We start from the raw sequence: 18,464 nt of genomic DNA on the forward strand, positions 1-18,464 counted from the left end.
CCCACCCTCAAGCACAGTATTGGTCTGACTAAGTATAGGGCGTTGCGCTATTTTGCACGCTGACCCACCAATACTGCCGAAACAGGTTACGGTTAGTTGTGTACCTCTAACTTCTTATGGCTTCCTTCAGACCCCACCGTTGGCCAGTGACGCCCTTGCCATTCAGATTATCTTCCCCTTAGTCAGGGTAATAAGGCATCTTTCAGCCTATCGGGTTTGCCAGCTTCGCTGGGCAAACAAAAAAGCCGTTGCATTGCTGCAACGGCTTTTATAATTTTGATAAATTTTCAAACTATAATGGAACTTACTACCCATTAAAGTTCAAAAATTAGTCGCGGTTCTTAGTCGCGATAAGTCTCTACCGCTGGGCATGAACATACTAAGTTACGGTCGCCGTATACGTCATCAATTCGTGTAACGGTTGGCCAAAACTTGTTTTTAGTCACTGCAGGCACTGGGAATGCAGCGTAAAAACGGTCGTACGCGCGGTCCCATTCGTTACCTAACACGTCGCCTTGTGTATGCGGTGCAAACACTAGCGGGTTGTTTTCGATTGACCATTCGCCAGAGATTACTTTTTCAATTTCGCCTTTAATTGACACCATTGCTTCGATAAAGCGGTCAATCTCACCTTTTGATTCAGACTCAGTTGGCTCAATCATTAGTGTGCCAGCTACTGGGAACGACATAGTTGGTGAATGGAAGCCATAATCTTGCAAGCGCTTAGCTACGTCCATTTCAGTAATGCCTGATAGCTCTTTAAGCGGGCGTAAGTCAACAATACATTCGTGGGCAACACGGTTGTTACGACCACGGTATAAAATTGGAAAGTGCTTGCTTAGCTCATGCGTTAAGTAGTTAGCATTAACAATTGCCATTTCAGTGGCTTGCTTTAAGCCCTCGCTGCCCATCATGGTGATGTAAGCCCATGAAATAGGTAAAATAGCGGCTGAGCCGTAAGGCGCTGCCGATACCGCACCGTTACCGATGTTAGTACCTGGTACGTTAATTACGCTGTGGTTTGGCATAAATGGCGCTAGGTGCGATTTAACACCAATTGGGCCAACACCTGGACCACCGCCACCGTGTGGAATACAAAACGTTTTATGCAAGTTTAAGTGCGATACGTCTGAGCCAATAAAGCCTGGGCTTGTTACGCCAACTTGCGCGTTCATGTTTGCGCCGTCCATGTAAACTTGGCCGCCGTGCTCATGAATAATGTCACAAATTTCGCGAATTGTTTCTTCGTATACGCCATGCGTAGATGGGTATGTGATCATGATACACGATAAGTTTTCAGACACTTCCTCAGCTTTTGCTTTAAGGTCTGCCATGTCTACGTTACCGTTTTTATCGCAGTTAACTACCACAATTTTCATGCTCGCCATTTGCGCTGATGCCGGATTAGTACCGTGCGCAGAGCTTGGGATTAAACATACATTACGGTGTGCGTCGCCGCGTGACTCGTGGTATTTACGAATCGCGATTAAGCCTGCGTATTCACCTTGCGCGCCAGAGTTTGGCTGTAGTGATACTGCATCGTAACCGGTAATGTTTACTAGCCAGTCGTGAAGCTCGCCAATCATTATTTGGTAACCCTCTGCTTGATCAAGCGGGCAGAATGGGTGAAGGTTTGCAAACTCAGGCCACGTAATTGGGATCATCTCTGCGGTCGCGTTTAGTTTCATGGTACATGAGCCTAACGAGATCATTGAGTGATTAAGCGATAAGTCTTTGCTTTCTAGTCGCTTAATGTAGCGAAGCATGTCTGTTTCACTGTGGTAGCTGTTAAAGTTTGGATGCGTTAGTACTTCGTCATCACGTACTAAACTTGCAGGGATAGACTCGCTGCCATTTGCTTCAACGTCTGCTGCAATAGCGTCAACACTTAGGCCATGGCCTTCGCCTAAAATAATATCAAATAACTCAGTAATATCGGCACGTGTTGTAGTCTCTGATACCGAAATTGAGTACTCGCCTTCGTGGTTTGTTGCAAAGTTTACGCCTTTTGCAATTGCACGCGCTATTACGTCATCTTTGTTGTCGCTTACTACTGTAAGGGTATCAAACCAAGTGCTGTGCTTAAGTGCGATGCCTTTAGCTTTAAGGCCACTTGCTAAAATATCAGCAAAGCGATGTATACGCTGCGCGATAGTTTTTAAGCCTTGTGGGCCGTGGTACACCGCGTAAAACGCTGCCATGTTGGCAAGTAATACTTGTGCTGTACAAATGTTTGAGTTGGCCTTGTCGCGGCGAATGTGTTGTTCGCGCGTTTGCATTGCCATACGTAGTGCGTCGTTACCTAAACGGTCTTTAGATACACCAATAATACGACCTGGTAATGAACGTTTGTATGCGTCACGTGTTGCAAAAAATGCAGCGTGTGGACCGCCGTAACCCATAGGTACGCCAAAACGTTGAGCCGAACCAAGTACTACGTCTGCGCCTAGTTTACCCGGTGCTTTTAATAGTAATAAACTCATTATGTCGGCAGCAACACAGGCAATGGCCTTTTTGCTTTGTACGCCAGCAATTAAGTCAGTTATGTCTACCACTTCGCCTGATGTAGTTGGGTATTGGAACAATGCGCCAAAAATGTCGTGGTTTACGGCATCTTCTGCTTTACCTACAATTATTTCAAAACCAAACTGCTCAGCACGCGTTGTTACTACGTCGATTGTTTGTGTGTGTACGTCGTCGGCAATAAAAAAGGCATTGGCTTTTTTAGCTTTTGATACGCGTTTTGCAAGGCCCATAGCCTCTGCAGCCGCTGTTGATTCGTCAAGTAGTGATGCACTTGCTAAATCAAGACCGGTTAAATCTAGGGTCATAGTTTGGAAGTTTAATAATGATTCTAAACGCCCTTGAGCAATCTCTGGCTGATACGGTGTGTACGCTGTATACCAACCTGGATTTTCTAGTACGTTACGTAAAATTACGTGCGGTACGTTAGTTGGGTGGTAGCCTTGGCCAATGTACGATTTGAAAACTTTATTTTTGCTTGCTACTGATTTTAAGTAGCTTAGTGTTTCAACTTCAGTACGGCTTTGTCCAACTGTTAGCGGTTGCTCTAGACGAATGCTAGCCGGTACAGTTTGGTCAATGAGCTCTTGCACACTCGATACTTCTAAAGCACTTAGCATATCGCTTACTTGTGCTGGGCTTGGCCCAATATGGCGGCGAATAAAATCTTGCTTTTGCTCTAGTTCTTCAAGAGATTTGGCGTTTGACATGTGTCCAGATTCCTATGATCCAAAAAATGTGGCTACTGCTGATGGGTAAACAGCAATAACTTAAAATTCTTATGATTTAACAGCCTACTTTGTATGGAAAAGTTAACTGTAAAATCATAAAAGCCCCGATATCTAAATAAAACACGCGGGGCTTTTAGTTATCTACAAAGAATAATTATTCTTCGTCGATAGTGTGCGAGTAACCTTCAGCGTCTAATAAGTTGTCTAGCTCAGACTCGTCAGATGCTTTAATACGGAATAACCAACCGTCACCGTAAGCGTCGTTGTTTACTGTTTCTGGTGAGTCTTCAAGTTCTTCGTTAATAGCAACAATTTCGCCACTGATAGGTGCGTAAATGTCTGATGCTGCTTTAACTGACTCTGCTACTGCACAGTCTTCGCCAGCGTCTACTTCGTCGCCAACTTCTGGTAATTCAACAAATACCATGTCGCCAAGAAGTTCTTGTGCATGCTCAGAAATACCAACAGTAAATGTACCGTCGCCTTCGTTACGAACCCACTCGTGTGAAGGTGCGTATTTTAACTCGCTAGGAATGTTGCTCATTTTATTTGTCCTTTGGTTCATATTGGGAGGATATCAATCACTGTAATTACACTGATTGATATAACCAAATTATTTAAATTATTGATTTACCGTTACGTACAAAGCTAGGCTTTACTACTTTAACGTTTACTAATTTTTTACGCATTTCTACTTGAGCTGTATCGCCTGTTGAACGTGGTACACGTGCAAGGGCTACACTAAAACCAAGTGTTGGGGAGAAAGTACCAGAAGTAATAATACCTTCACCACCATCAACAATTACTTTTGAACCGCTACGCAAAACGCCTTTTTCTTCAAACACTAAGCCAACTAGTTTGTCAGTGCTTTTTTCTGCGCGTTGCTTAACAAGTACGTCACGGCCAATAAAGTCGCGATCTTCTGGTTCCCATGCAATGGTCCATGCCATGTTAGCTGCAAGTGGTGATACGCTTTCGTCCATATCTAGGCCGTAAAGGTTCATACCTGCTTCTAAACGTAGCGTGTCGCGTGCACCTAAACCAGCAGGCTTAACACCTGCGTCTAGCAGTTGTTGCCATAAATCGGCTGCTTGGTCGTTCGGTACTACTATTTCGTAACCGTCTTCGCCAGTATAACCCGTTGTGGCAATAAATAAATCACCTACTTGAACACCAAAAAATGGCTTCATACCTTCAACAGCTGCTTGTTGCTCAGCATTTAAAAGAGTGGCTGTTTTTGCTTTAGCGTTAGGGCCTTGTACTGCAATCATTGCAAACTCAGGGCGCTCTGTAACAGTTACGTCAAAGTCGCTCGATACGTTAGCTAAATGCGCTAGGTCTTTTTCGCGCGTTGCTGAGTTAACAACTAGGCGGTAAAAGGTTTCGCTAAAGAAATAAATAATTAAGTCGTCTATTACACCGCCTTGCTCGTTAAGCATGCCTGTGTAAAGCGCTTTACCTGGTACGGTTAATTTTGCAACGTCGTTAGCTACTAGCTTACGTAAAAATGCTTGTGCTTGAGGCCCTTTAATATCAACAATAGTCATGTGTGATACGTCAAACATACCTGCGTCGGTACGCACGCTATTGTGTTCTTCTATTTGTGAGCCGTAGTTGATTGGCATTTCCCAGCCATGAAAATCAACCATTTTAGCGCCCGCTTCTAGGTGCTTAGCATGTAGTACAGTTTTAGAAGTCATAACATTCCTTCACGTTTAAATTAACCCTGTTTAGGGCGTGGCTTAAATAGACTTTAATTGCTTAATCGCAATTAAAAACAGGTAAACATTGTTATGTTCACCTGTTGTTTGTATTCGTTATGCGGCTTCACTATGCATAAGTGCAAAACCTTGCGCTTGCATGTAGCTTTGCCATTTTTGTAATTCTTGTTGTTTAGCGACTAATACAAAGTGTTGTTCGTCGTTTTTATCAATGGCGGTAATAAATACATCACCACTTTGCGCACCGTAGCATAGTTGCGCATTTGATAAGCGCAAACCGGGTGTTAATTTAAAAGCATTTACTAGAGTATCAAACGCGTTGTCGCCACTTAAAATAAAGCTTGCTAGGTCGGTGCGTACTACATAATCAATATCAAAACGTAATTGCTGCTCGTTTATAAGCGCTTGTAGTTGAAGGCTTGCGTTGTGTGGTAGTACGAATCTAAAGGCAGTTTCGCTAAAGTAATAAACAGCAAAACTGTAGTCAGAATTATAGTCGCCATCAAGCGTGCCTTTTAAGCCTAAACCGCTGGCGGTAAGCTTAGTTAAATCAAGGCCTAAAATAGTGCTTAAAAATACACTGGTTTCGGTTCCGCTAAAATCCATTACAACGTGATTGTTGTTAGTTTGCAAAGCGTTAGTAACCGCACTACTTGCGTTGCTGTGGCGGGCAAACATTATTGGGTTAAAAGTCATAACAAACACCTGTGTATTTTCGATTATAAAAGTATATTGCCCACGTCTATCAACAACAAATTGTAATTATTTATCAATTGATAAATAATACTTATATATATGGCTATATAAATTGTAATTTTAAATATGAAAAACATATCAACAGACGGTTTACGTACTTTTGTAATGGTAGTTGAAATAGGTGGCTTTGCTAAAGCAGGCGATTTACTTGGCCTGTCGCAACCTGCTGTAAGTTTGCAAATCAAGCGCTTAGAAGACGTGCTTGGCTATAAACTATTTAAAAAACAAGGGCAGCGCCAAGTATTAAACCAGTACGGCGAGCTATTATTGCCTATGGCAAAACAAATGATGCAACACAACGATGCTATTTTGCAGCAGTTCACCTCAGAAAACATCGCAGGTAAAGTGCGCTTGGGTATTCCTAGCGAATTTGCAGCGCGCATACTACCTTCTATTATTGGCGACTTTGTGGCGCTCTACCCTGAGGTGTCGTTAGAGGTTAAGTCGCGTTTAAGTAAGCATTTGCTTTCGGCTTCTCGCCAAGATCAGTTTGATTTAGTACTTGCGCTAAATGAGCGACTCAACTCTGATAAGTTTCCTATTTTTATGCAAGACGAACTTGTGTGGGTGGGCGACCTGTCACTTGCGCATAATGAGGTGGTTACCCTAGTTACCGCACCAGAGGGGTGTATTTATCGTCGCCGTGCTACTGATGCATTAAAAAGTGCAGGCATTAAATACCGAATAGTTTATAGCAACGCCGATTTAACCGGCCTTATTGCTGCATTAAAAGAAGGCTTAGGTATTACGGTACTTGCCAAAAGTACAGTACCGAGTGAGCTTAACTATCAGGTTCAAACCAAGCATTTACCAGCTCTTGGTAATATTGGTATTAGCTTGGTTAAAAGTTCGGGTGAGTCGGAAAATGCGGTAGATAAACTCGCTGAATTTATAGCTCTACGCTTGGGCTAGCGCTTACGTAGCACATATAATTCGTTCAGCCTTTATAGTTAGTAAAGCAATTACAAAATAATACAAAAGAAACAATTTAGTTAATTAAGTTGCATAAGCAGGTGTTTTTAGTTCTATTAAACTGAATAATTAAATAGTTAATAACATTGATTCGTATTCGTTAACGTGTTCAAATTGCGCCAATTAAGATAATTGACATGATTAGGAACACAATGACCCCTAAGTTTTTAGTATCTACTTTGGCAACTGCGGTTGCTTTGTCTTTTAGTGCTACTGCAATAGCAAAAGACACCAGCAATAAAGAACAACGCTTTGAACAAATTACTGTTATTGGCTCTCAGCAAGCAATTAACGATATTCCTGGTTCGGCTACGTTTATTTCTGAAGAAGAACTTCAAAAATTCCAGTTTACCGATATTTCTCGCGTTTTAGCGTCTGTTCCGGGCGTTTACGTGCAAGAAGAAGACGGTTATGGCCTTCGTCCTAATATTGGTATGCGCGGTACAGGTACTGGCCGTAACGATAAAATATCAGTAATGGAAGACGGTGTATTAGTTGCACCAGCACCATATTCAGCACCTTCTGCATACTACTTCCCTACTATGGGTCGTATGGAATCTATTGAAGTATTAAAAGGCGCAGCCTCAGTTAAGTACGGCCCGCGTACTACAGGTGGTGTTTTAAACTTACTTTCGCGCAGCTTACCAACTGAGCCGATAGCTCAAAAGGTATGGTAGATGCAGCCCTTGGTAGCGACGGTTACTACAAAGGCCACGCTTACTTTGGTAAAGAAAAAAATAACACAGCGGGTTTAATTGAAGTATTTACTTACGGCGCAGACGGCTTTAAAGAGCTGCCAGTAGGCAATGACAACACCGGCTTTGAAAAAACAGATTTACTATTAAAGTTTGGCCATACGTTTGGTCAAAACGATGCGCATAATCTTGAGCTAAAAATTAAGTACTCTGACGAAACATCAGACGAAACATACATGGGCTTAACTGACGAAGACTATCAAGAAAGTCCTTACCGTCGTTATGCTGCATCGCAAAACGATGAAATGAATACGCGCCACAACGCATACCAACTTAACTACGCGTACCGTTTTGGTGATGGCTATGAGTTTTTAGCTACGGCTTACTTAAACGATTTTCATCGTAACTGGTATAAAGCCAGCAGCGTAGGCTTAAGTACTCTTGAGCAGTACAGCGATTTTGAAGCAAACCCTACAAGCGAAGGTATTGAAGGTATTGGCGTTAAAGCTAATAACCGCGACTACCAAGCTAAAGGTATTCAGTCTGAATTACATATTCCTGCAGGCGATCACTATGTGACTGTTGGCGTACGTTACCACGAAGACGAAATGGATCGTTTTCAGTGGGAAGACAAATACACACTTAATCAAGACCTAAGCTTAACGCTTACAGAGCAAGGCGCTCCGGGCTCTGATAGCAACCGCGTAGATAGTGCAGAAGCAAGCACCTTGTTTATTCAAGACGAGTGGACAATTGACGCATTAGTAGTAAGTGCAGGTCTTCGTTATGAAGACATTACTATTACTCGTGAAGAGTGGTCTAAATCAGATCCAACACGCAGCAACGGTTTAACTAAAGATGTGTCGAACGACACTGAAATTTTAGTGCCGTCACTAGGTGCTACTTACACACTTAACGAAAGCGTAACGCTACTTGCGGGCATTCAAAAAGGGTATGCACCAGCAGCACCTGGTAATGCTGACCAAGAAGAAGAAGAAAGTGTAAACATTGAGTTTGGCTCTCGCTTTAATATGGATGGCTTTAGCGGTGAAGTAATTGCCTTTTACTCAGACTACGACAACATGCACGGTAACTGTACTGCAGCGGTTGGTTGTAGCAACGACAACATTGGCGACCAATACAACTACGGTGAAGTAGAAGTAGAGGGCTTTGAATTTAGTGCAGCACGTACGTTTGCAACTGATACAGCTATGTTCCCAGTTAAATTAACGTACACCTACACAGACTCTGAGTTTAAAAACGATTTTGATTCAGAAATTTGGGGCGCGGTAGAAAAAGGCGATGCAATGCCTTACGTACCAGAAAACCAAGTAGCGTTATCGTTAGGTGCTGAGTTTTCTGCGTTTGTAGTTAACAGCCAAATACGTTACGTATCTGATGCGCATGCTAACTTAACGCAGTCAGGCTTAAACGCAATTGATAGCCGCGTAGTATGGGATTTAGCCGCTAAATACTTAATCGATGAAAATCAAAAAGTATACCTAAACGTTGATAACTTGTTTGATAAAACATACGTTGCTAACCGTTCAAACGGTGGCATTCAGCCAGGTAAGCCACGTACGGTGCAGATGGGCTACACTTATAGCTTTTAAGCTTAAAGCACTACACATCTAAATTATTGCCTTGTTATTAAACCGTTTACCTGCGCTTTGTATAGGAGAATGTTTCACTAACAGCGTTGATAATTTTTTATGTAAGATCACTACACATCTAAATTATTGCCTTGTTTTAAACCGTTTACCAAAGCTTACAAAGTTAAAGCGTAAATTACAGACACAAAAAAGCCGAGATTGAATTTCAATCTCGGCTTTTTAATACATAAAACTTATCGTTTTATATATTAGTTATTTGCGTTACGTTGGCGTAATACTTCAAACAAACAAATACCCGTGGCTACCGATACGTTTAAGCTTGAAACAGTACCCGCCATTGGGATTTTAACAAGCATATCGCAATGCTCACGCGTTAAGCGTCGCATGCCCTCGCCTTCTGCGCCCATAACAATAGCCATTGGCCCTGTTAAGCTTGCGTCAAATACGTGGTTATCAGTTTCGCCAGCGGTACCTACAACCCATACGCCTGCATCTTTAATTTCGCGAAGCGTACGCGCAAGGTTAGTCACTTGAATAAGCGGAACTGTTTCGGCTGCGCCACAGGCCACTTTACGTGCGGTACCGTTAAGCTTAGCCGACTTATCTTTAGGTACAATCACAGCGTGAACACCTGCCGCGTCTGCACTACGTAGGCATGCGCCTAAGTTATGCGGATCGGTAATACCATCAAGCACAAGTAAAAACGGTGTGTCTTCACGAGCGATTATCGCATCAAGATCTTTTTCATTAAACGTTGGCGCTGCTTTTACGTTAGCAATAATACCTTGATGCTGCTCACCTTTTGATTTGCTATCAAGGGCTTTACGCTGCATAAACTGTACTGAAATACCAAATTTACGTGCTTCATCAATAATCGGAGTTGAGCGTTTGTCGTCACGACCTTTAAGGGCGTAAATTTCTACAAAGCGCTCTGGTTCGCTTTCTAAAATTGCTTCAACAGAATGAAAGCCAAAAATTAATTCATTACTCACGTATTGTCTGCTCCTGGGCTAGTACGTTTGCGGGCATTTTTGCCTGCTCTTTTAGGCTTTTTAACGGCCTTCTTCTTTGGTTTTTTCTTTACGGCAGAGTCTGCTGCTTTTTTATCTGCAGGTTTTGTTGCAGACTTATTTGCAGGCTTGCCTTTATCTTTATTTGCTGGCTTTTTTTTACCTTTTGGTTTGTCATCGCTGTGCGACTTTTTACCTGGTACTTTGCCTGCTTTTAATTGCGAACGCACACTTGCTGGCGCATGCTCAGACTTACCTGAACCTTTTTTTGGTGCACGACGACGTGAGTATCTGTCTTGTGCAACATCGCCTTTAAGCGTTAAGTTTATACGGCGATCGTCTAAACTAACCGACGCAACTTCAACTGTTACTTTATCGCCAAGGCGATAAACTTTGTGAGAGTGCTCACCTATTAGGGTGTGTTTTGCAGCATCATGCGCAAAAAACTCGTCGCCTAAATTAGTAACGTGTATAAGCCCATCAATTTGTAAATCGTCTAAACGAATAAACAAACCAAAATTGGTAACCGATGAAATAACACCATCAAACTCTTCACCTACATGGTCTTGCATAAACTCACATTTAAGCCAATCAGCTACTTCGCGAGTTGCATCATCGGCGCGGCGCTCTGTTGTAGAACACTGCTCACCTAGTTGATCAACTTCATCGTCGGTGTAAGCATATTCGCCAGACGTTTGCTGACCTTGTGCTTTTATTACTGCTTTAATAGCACGATGCACTACTAAATCTGGGTAACGGCGTATTGGCGATGTAAAATGCGCGTAAGCCGATAACGCTAAACCAAAGTGACCAATGTTATCTGGCTGATATACAGCTTGTTTCATTGAACGCAGTAACATAGTTTGAATAAGTTCAGCTTCTGGGCGGTCACCTAGTCGCGCTAATACTTGCGTTATTTCTTTTGGTGTTGGCTCGTCGCTTAATGTGCTTTCAATACCTAACTCGCCTAAAAACTTAGTAAAGTTACCTAGTTTTTCTTGGTCTGGTTCGTCATGCACACGATAAAGCGCGCTTGCTTCGTGCTTTTCAAGAATTTTAGCCGCTGATACGTTGGCTAAAATCATACATTCTTCAATGAGTTTGTGCGCGTCGTTACGAATAACAGGCACTATTGATTCTATTTTACGCTGAGCGTTAAATACAAAACGTGTTTCTAGGGTTTCAAACTCTATGGCACCACGGTCTTGGCGTGCTGCTTTAAGTGCCATGTACATTTGCTGTAAATCAGTTAAATGTGGCACAACGGCTGAGTATTCTTCGCGTAGTTTTTCGTCGTTTTGTAAGATGGCATTTACTTTGGTGTAAGTTAAACGTGCATGCGAGTTCATTATCGCTTCGTAAAACTTATAACCCAAAAGTTTACCCGCGCTCGACACGGTCATTTCGGCAACCATACATAAGCGATCTACTTTTGGATTAAGTGAACATAATCCGTTAGAAAGCACTTTTGGTAGCATCGGAATTACTTGCTCAGGAAAATACACTGAGTTACCACGCAAAATTGCTTCTTTGTTAAGCGGCGTGTTCATTCCTACGTAATGCGATACATCGGCAATAGCAACCCATAAGCGCCAGCCACCTGATTTTTTAGGTTCACAATATACGGCGTCATCAAAGTCGCGTGCATCTTCGCCATCAATAGTTACAAGTGGTAAATCACGTAAATCTACGCGACCTTGTTTGTCAGCTTCTTCAACAAATTCACCTAGATGAGCAACTTGTGCTTCAACTTCTTCTGGCCATACATGTGGAATATCGTGATTGCGCAGTGCAACTTCAATTTCCATACCTGGGGCTAAATGCTCACCAAGTACATCTATAACTTTGCCTACCGCGTTCATGTTACGGCTTGGGTTTTGCGTAATTTTAACCTGCACCATTTGGTTATGGCGGGCACCGTTTTCGTTGCCTGGTAAAATCATTATATCTTGCGTTATGCGCGGGTCTTCAGCGACTACAACAGCAACACCGTGCTCAACAAAGTAACGGCCAACAATTGGCGCGCGCTCGTTAGTAAGCACTTTTATAATACGTGCATCGCATTTTGAGCCAGAACCACGTTTAGTGCCTTTAGCTAGTACAATGTCGCCATGTAACACCATATTCATTTGGTGCTTAGCAATAAACCAATCTTTACTCTCGCCTTCAACTTCTAAAAAGCCGAAACCGTCTCTGTGGCCTATTACTTTGCCTTTGGTTAAACCGGCTTCGTCAATTAGGGCGTAGCATTTAAATTTATTGAAATACAGCTGTCCGTCACGCTCCATAGCGCGAAGGCGGCGTTTAAATGCTATTTGGCGTTCGTCATCGTTTACTGCTAGTTCTTCACATAATTGCGCGTAGTTAGCAGGCTTTGAACGCTCTTGAAGGTGAGTAAGTATAAACTCACGACTAGGGACTGGGTTTTCGTACTTTTCTTGTTCTCGACTGAGATTTGGATCTTGGTTTGACATTCACTATCTTGTTAGTTGGTTATGTAGGTATTTTAACCCATATAGTTATAATGAGACAGGTAAAAGCTATTAAACTTTTAAGAAAGCACTTTTACCTTGCTGTTTACCTTGCTGTATAGTTTAAAAATCTAGCGCAATGAGGCTTAACGATCCCTTAACTGCAAGGTGTTTAGTCATCTCGTAGCAATGCTAAAACCTATACTATTTTTTTTGTAGGTTTTTCCACAGCAGTTTACTTATATTATCAATAAAGCTTGGGTCTTCTTCTTTCATCGTAAGTAAAATCTGCTTATTCATTTGTGTTTTATTTTGAGCGTAAATCCAACGATTTTTATTAAACTGCTGGGCAAACTCAAGTACACCCGCTTGTAGTTCGTCGTTATTTGCAAACACAGCTTCAACTACTTTGTTCTCTAGCAACTGCTGTGCACCAACCCGCTCTCCTGACATAGCTAGACGATTAAAGAAGGTTTGCGAAATAGCCTTATTAATTATAGGAAACATCGACGGAAAAAATGGCACCATTACATCCACTTCAGGAAAACAAAAAAAGCCTTTGTCTGATTTTATAAATCTAAAGTCGCACGCACACGCAAGTACAGAACCATTACCATAGGTATGCCCGTTTAACGCAGCAATAATAGGCATAGGAAAAGTAACTATGCGTTTAAATAAGTCACTTATTTGAATCATAAAGTCTGAAATTGCTGCAGGTAAAATACTTGGATTAGACATCCATTGGAGGTCGATACCCAATGACCAGTTTTTATCACTTGAAGACGTTAAAATAACTGACTTAATATTTTGTTCTGCTTCAATGTGGTCTAGGTGTAAATTAAACTCAGCCAAAAACGCTGGGTTGTGGCGGTTTTCAGCGGTATTCATGGTGAGTATAGCGATATTATTTTTAGTTGTTAGTTCTATTAAATTTGCCATTAAAACCTCTTTTAGCGCTTTTTAAGCTAATTTTAAGCGCTGTTCGTTACTTTTACATATCATAGTAATACTTTGCTTATAATTTATAAACCCACTAATTAAAGCCACCCTTTTTGTTTAGCTATACGCGCAGCATCTATGCGGTTAGTGGCGTTTAATTTTGCAATGGCGTCCGATAGGTAGTTACGCGTAGTCCCTTCGCTAATAAATAGCTGCTTGGCTATGTCGCTTGTTTTAAGGCCATCGCTTGCAAGTTTAAGGGCTTTTCGTTCTTTATCCGTAAGTGGATCTGCGTCGTCTAATGCATTAATAGCAAGCTCTGGGTCAATTACCTTTTGTCCCTGCATTACTTTTTTAAGCGCATTTATTAACTCTTCACTTGGTGCTTCTTTTAAAATAAAACCTTTTACGCCAGTCGTAAGCGCTCGCCTAATATAACCCGCACGAGAAAATGTAGTCATAATAACCATTTTTATAGCAGGAAATTTAGCGGCTATTTTTTCGCTAAGCTCTATACCATTCATGGTTGGCATTTCTATATCGGTTAAAATTATATCGGGATGCAAATCACTATCAAGCGCCTCAATTGCATTAAGTGCATCTTGCCCGTTACTTGCTTGACCAATAATCTCAATATTAAAATCAAGCCCTAACAATGCTGCTACTGCGTCGCGTACAAGCGCCTGATCTTCCACTAAATATACTCTGATCATTATAAATCCTTAGCTGTAATTGGAAGCACTACTTTTAAAGTAAAATTATCGCCACAGGCAAATACTGCACTGCCATTTAGTTGCTCTGCTCGCTCTTTAATACCATTTAGGCCATTGCCCGAATTCAATGTACTGCACGGACCATGGTCAATTACGGTTATAAGTAACTGCTGCGCTGTTTGTTCTATATTTATTTCGCAATTTTTTGTATTGCTATGGCGTAATAAGTTAGTAACTGCCTCTTTAATTACAAGGCCTGCTATACCCTCTACTTTAGCGGGCAGAGCATTTAAAACCACATTAAATGAAACGTTAAATCCTTGCTCTATTAACCTTTGCTTTAACTGTGCTACTTGGCTGACAAGATTAAGCTGTTTTAAATCACTTACGGCGCTTCTTACATCGCTAAGTAACTGCCTTGCCAAATCGGCCACTTGTGCAATTTCGCTATTTGCTTGAGCGTAGCGCTCTCCTTGGTTTAATTTATTAGCAAGCTCAGCTTTTAAAGCAATAGATGAAAGTGAATGACCTAAAATATCATGCAAGTCGCGAGCTATTCGTTCTCGCTCTGCAATAGCTGCTAATTGCTCTAGTTGGTTAGCGCTTTCTTGTTCGCGCTTTTTGTATAAGCTTTCTCTTTTTTGCTGCAATACCGTAACTAAATAATGTGGCGCATAGAATCAAAGCAACGCCTAAAAAGTATTGAACCTTACCTATATCTCCAATATATGTGCTTAATAAAACCGTGAATATAATTGCGATCGCAGCATAAATCCTTTGACGGGAGCTGTAAGAGTAGCCTGCTATATAGGCTACGAAACCAAATAAAGTAGGCGTACCTGTGGTGTAAAAAGTAGCGCAAAAACAAATTAAGAGCATGGCTACAAATAACTTAGTCACCCCTGCGCTTTTACAGTTTATTGCTTTTACATACAAAAGAATAAAAGCAATATAGAAGGCTAAAGACATAACAATTTGGTTAACTGTAAAGCTCGAAAAATTAATTATTAGCGGGAGTAAATAAAAGCCGGTAAAAATTAAATGTCCATATTTCCAAAAACCTTTATCGCTTTGTTGAGAAAAGCTGCTTAACGAGCTCATACTAATACCTCTGGCATATTATTTTTACTTATAGCACTATTTTTATTAATAAATATAAATAACATAAAAATGCATACCAGCATAAAGCAATCTGCGTACGTAATAGTAAAACTTAACGCCTCTAGCACTTCATTAATAGTTAAGCTGATTAAAATTAAAGAATTCATAATTACCTCCTGTTGAGTAAGGTAACTATGCCCGCGTACAAAAATAATAAGAGTGTGAAGTGTCATCAACTTTAATGACTTTTGTCATGCGGTAAAAAATTCATCTTAAGAATTTTTAAGCAATGTTAATATATTCAAAAAGTACAACAAGGAAACTAAATGCAGCCTCAGCAACAAAGTTTAATTTATTTACACATAGCGGTATTACTTTTTGGCGGGACCGCTCTATTTGCCAAACTTATTGGTTTAAATGCTTTAGATATTACCGTTTACAGAACTGCAATTGCAGGAATGGCTATTTTAGCCATGCTTTATTTTCAAAAAAAACAAATTAAACTAAACAAGCCTAAAGACTACCTTATTGCATTATTTTTAGGTGTTGCTGTGGGTATTCACTGGGTTACCTATTTTGCTGGTATGCAAATGGCCGGTATAACTATTGGAATGCTGGCATTTTTTAGCTATCCCGTAATGACAGTGTTTTTAGAACCCTTATTTAATAAAAGCAGGCCAAAAGCAAAAGATATAATAAGTGCAGCGGTGGTTGTTTTAGGTATTTACTTATTAGTACCAAGTGCAAACTTAGGCGACGATGTAACCTTGGGTGTAATAACTGGTGTGATATCGGCATTGTTTTTTTCAATAAGAAACATTACTCATAAGCGCTACTTTAGCCAATATGGCGGGCCGCAAACGATGTTTTATCAAACCTTAGTGGCAAGCATTATGTTGTGTGCATTTATAGAAGTACCAGTGTATGAGGTTAGTAATCACGACCTGATTTTAATTGCTGTAGCGGGTGTTATATTTACAGCTACACCGCACTCGTTATTTGCAGCAAGTTTAAAGCATTTATCAGCGGCAACTGCGGGGTTAATTTCTTGCTTGCAGCCACTTTATGGCACCATACTGGCTATAGTAATTATTCATGAACGTCCTACTGTTATGACGTTAGTTGGTGGAGCACTCATAGTGAGTGCCGCTTGTTTTGAAACGTGGTCAATCACTAAAAAGGCTCGACAATGAAAGTATTTGCACACCGTGGTGCCAGTGGGGATTTTCCTGAAAACACCAAAAGCGCTATTTTAGAAGCGTTAAAAGTAGGTGTTGATGGTATTGAAGTAGATATTCAAAGTTCCTTAGATGATTACATGGTAATACACGACTCATGGCTTGATAGAACCACCAGCGGTAAAGGTAGGGTGAGTAACTTTACCGCTCATGAGCTCTCTAAGCTTGATGCTGGAAATGGTGAAAAAATCCCTACTCTTCAGCAGCTGTTTGATTGGAATAACAATAAATCTTTATTAAATATTGAGCTTAAACACACGTTTGCACTAGAAAGGTTTGTGGCTCAATTAGAACAAAACATTGAAGCTAAAAAAATATCGAAAGCCAATATTTTAGTATCATCGTTTGATCATCATCAACTACAGTGGCTTAAAAACAAGCTACCATGGCTTAAAATAGGCGCCCTTACTTCTTCTATTCCAATTAACTATGCAAAGTTTGCTAGTGATTTAAACGCTTATAGCGTACATGCAGATAAAACCTTTATAAATAAGGCCTTTGCAGAGGATGCAAAAAAAAGAGGCCTAAAGATTTATGCTTATACGGTCGATAGAGAACAAGATATAGCGCTAATGCTTGAGTATGGCATAGACGGAATTTTTACAAATTACCCAGCGCGAACCAAAGCTTACTTGTTGTCGTTACAAAAAGGCTAACTTACATTCCCCTCACTTAAATAACAATCGTAGGGCTTGAGCATAATGAGTGGTTTCATGAAAATTTATAACTATATAGAGCAAACATTCTTTTTTACGTTAACCCGTAAAATAGTCGGTAATTTAAGTTTTGTATTATTGTTCCAAGCAATTACGTTACTTTGGCTGCATCAGAGTTTAAGCGAACAACAGCAAAGTACAGGGCTATTTTGGCTGCTTACGCTTGTGATTATATCTGGTTTTATTTTTACTCTTTTTTATATGCGTTTTTTAATTGTTCGCCCTGTTACTGCTATGCGCGATACTTTGATAGAAATAAACCAACAAGATGCAAATTTAGCAGCAAAACTTCCCCACTTTTCGTATGACGAATTTAAAGATTTAAGTTCACAATACAATATATTTACTGCCCATTTAAGTGAGTTACTCAGCACAACATATAACAGTGCTCAAGCGAGTGCACACAGCAATACACAAGTCACTGAATCAATGAAAAATACTGAGCAATCAAGTGAGCAACAAATACAGTTAAGCCACAGTATTATTAATGCCAGTATGCAAATAACCCAAAGCTTACAAGACATAGTAAATAATACAGATAGCGTACATAACGTTAATAATGAACACCTTAACTTTGTAAAACTATCTGCGTCAGAACTCGCTGCTTTAGTAGAGCAGGTAAAACTGATTACTAATATGCTAGGTAGCTTTTCAAATACAATTGCGGGACTAAAAGAGAACAGTGAAAACATTCGTAGTATTTTAAAAATGGTTGAAGAGTTTTCTGATCAAACTAATTTGTTAGCCCTCAACGCCGCAATAGAAGCAGCTAGAGCGGGTGAAGCTGGCAGAGGATTTGCCGTAGTTGCAGACGAAGTACGCACGCTTTCAATAAAAGTGAGTGGCGCAACTAGGCAAATAAGTGACTTTATTACTCAAATGAATGATTTAGTAAACGAGACGAATAAAGAGTCAGAGCAATTAATTACCCACTCCAATAATGCACAAAGCTCAATTAGTGCAACCTGTGATGGCTTTACTAAAATGCTGAGTGAATTTGAGCACAACCAACAACAGTTACAACAAATAGCTAACGCGGTGCATATGCTTGAAGATACTCAAACCGATACTCACCAATCGGTAGAACAAATTGTAGCGCTAGGTGAGCAAGCTAAACAGCAAATAGATACAGCCCTTAGCGATTGCCAACAATCTCAACAGTTAAGCTTACAAACCCAACAACAGTTAAAGCGCTTTGTCCGCTAAGAAGCGTTTTCGGGCTCAGAGAAATATGGTAAATTACGCAGCTATTAATTTAAGTGTGT

General features: G+C 40.7%; 13 protein-coding genes and 2 pseudogenes. 5 read left to right on the plus strand and 10 right to left on the minus strand.

All coding sequences use genetic code 11. From position 1 onward, the window contains the following. Window positions 1–341: 341 nt before the first annotated feature. The 4 genes from gcvP to QL998_RS03680 all read right to left on the minus strand — a co-directional run bounded on the left by gcvP (window position 342) and on the right by QL998_RS03680 (window position 5,671). On the minus strand, window positions 342–3,233 hold the full coding sequence (gcvP, locus tag QL998_RS03665; RefSeq protein WP_290192166.1) for an aminomethyl-transferring glycine dehydrogenase: 2,892 nt from the start codon (window positions 3,231–3,233) through the stop codon (window positions 342–344). A gap of 175 nt (window positions 3,234–3,408) precedes the next feature. Next, complete coding sequence (gcvH, locus tag QL998_RS03670; RefSeq protein WP_002958029.1) at window positions 3,409–3,798, minus strand: glycine cleavage system protein GcvH; 390 nt, start codon at window positions 3,796–3,798, stop codon at window positions 3,409–3,411. A gap of 73 nt (window positions 3,799–3,871) precedes the next feature. Then, the gene (gene gcvT, locus QL998_RS03675) at window positions 3,872–4,954 is read right to left on the minus strand and encodes a glycine cleavage system aminomethyltransferase GcvT (protein ID WP_024604021.1); all 1,083 of its coding nucleotides are present in this window, start codon (window positions 4,952–4,954) and stop codon (window positions 3,872–3,874) included. A gap of 117 nt (window positions 4,955–5,071) precedes the next feature. Further along, on the minus strand, window positions 5,072–5,671 hold the full coding sequence (locus QL998_RS03680) for a hypothetical protein (RefSeq protein ID WP_024604022.1): 600 nt from the start codon (window positions 5,669–5,671) through the stop codon (window positions 5,072–5,074). A 126-nt stretch (window positions 5,672–5,797) separates the two neighbouring features. On the opposite strand from QL998_RS03680, the gene QL998_RS03685 reads away from it, so the two are divergent. Both QL998_RS03685 and QL998_RS03690 read left to right on the plus strand, forming a co-directional pair. Beyond that, entirely contained in the window at window positions 5,798–6,643 is an 846-nt protein-coding gene (locus QL998_RS03685; RefSeq protein WP_002958025.1) for a LysR family transcriptional regulator, read from the plus strand. Between the two features lie 212 nt (window positions 6,644–6,855). After that, window positions 6,856–9,011 (plus strand): annotated as a pseudogene (locus QL998_RS03690) (TonB-dependent receptor). A gap of 248 nt (window positions 9,012–9,259) precedes the next feature. Here the strand turns inward: QL998_RS03690 and rlmB are convergent. The 6 genes and pseudogenes from rlmB to QL998_RS03720 form a co-directional block, all read right to left on the minus strand. Beyond that, window positions 9,260–10,003: a 23S rRNA (guanosine(2251)-2'-O)-methyltransferase RlmB gene (gene rlmB / locus QL998_RS03695; RefSeq protein ID WP_002958023.1), complete on the minus strand. Its 744-nt coding sequence runs from the start codon at window positions 10,001–10,003 to the stop codon at window positions 9,260–9,262. Beyond that, entirely contained in the window at window positions 10,000–12,495 is a 2,496-nt protein-coding gene (gene rnr, locus QL998_RS03700) for a ribonuclease R (protein WP_290192167.1), read from the minus strand. Before rnr ends, rlmB begins: the two co-directional genes overlap by 4 nt. Window positions 12,496–12,696: 201 nt before the next feature. Continuing rightward, window positions 12,697–13,431 carry an enoyl-CoA hydratase/isomerase family protein gene (locus QL998_RS03705; RefSeq protein ID WP_290192168.1) on the minus strand — a complete coding sequence of 245 codons (735 nt, stop codon included), beginning with the start codon at window positions 13,429–13,431 and terminating at the stop codon, window positions 12,697–12,699. Window positions 13,432–13,529: 98 nt separating this feature from the next. Next, a complete protein-coding gene (locus QL998_RS03710) occupies window positions 13,530–14,144 on the minus strand; it encodes a response regulator transcription factor (protein WP_024599310.1) in 615 nt (204 codons plus the stop codon). Then, a pseudogene (locus QL998_RS03715) lies at window positions 14,144–15,245 on the minus strand (sensor histidine kinase). The gene QL998_RS03710 and the pseudogene QL998_RS03715 overlap by 1 nt, the downstream one beginning before the upstream one ends. After that, window positions 15,242–15,412, minus strand: a complete 171-nt coding sequence (locus tag QL998_RS03720) for a hypothetical protein (RefSeq protein WP_164487629.1) — start codon at window positions 15,410–15,412, stop codon at window positions 15,242–15,244. Before QL998_RS03720 ends, QL998_RS03715 begins: the two are co-directional and overlap by 4 nt. Before the next feature lie 159 nt (window positions 15,413–15,571). On the opposite strand from QL998_RS03720, the gene QL998_RS03725 reads away from it, so the two are divergent. From QL998_RS03725 to QL998_RS03735, 3 genes are read left to right on the plus strand one after another with little or no spacing between them, the layout of a single operon-like run. Beyond that, window positions 15,572–16,438 (plus strand): DMT family transporter, encoded by an 867-nt coding sequence (locus QL998_RS03725; protein WP_024594632.1) that lies wholly within the window; start codon window positions 15,572–15,574, stop codon window positions 16,436–16,438. Beyond that, window positions 16,435–17,139: a glycerophosphodiester phosphodiesterase family protein gene (locus QL998_RS03730; protein ID WP_290192169.1), complete on the plus strand. Its 705-nt coding sequence runs from the start codon at window positions 16,435–16,437 to the stop codon at window positions 17,137–17,139. The genes QL998_RS03725 and QL998_RS03730 overlap by 4 nt, the downstream gene beginning before the upstream one ends. Window positions 17,140–17,184: 45 nt before the next feature. Next, window positions 17,185–18,405 carry a methyl-accepting chemotaxis protein gene (locus QL998_RS03735; protein WP_182194714.1) on the plus strand — a complete coding sequence of 407 codons (1,221 nt, stop codon included), beginning with the start codon at window positions 17,185–17,187 and terminating at the stop codon, window positions 18,403–18,405. Window positions 18,406–18,464: the final 59 nt, after the last annotated feature.

The sequence above is a fragment of the Pseudoalteromonas sp. APC 3691 genome (assembly GCF_030408135.1).
Classification (GTDB): domain Bacteria; phylum Pseudomonadota; class Gammaproteobacteria; order Enterobacterales; family Alteromonadaceae; genus Pseudoalteromonas.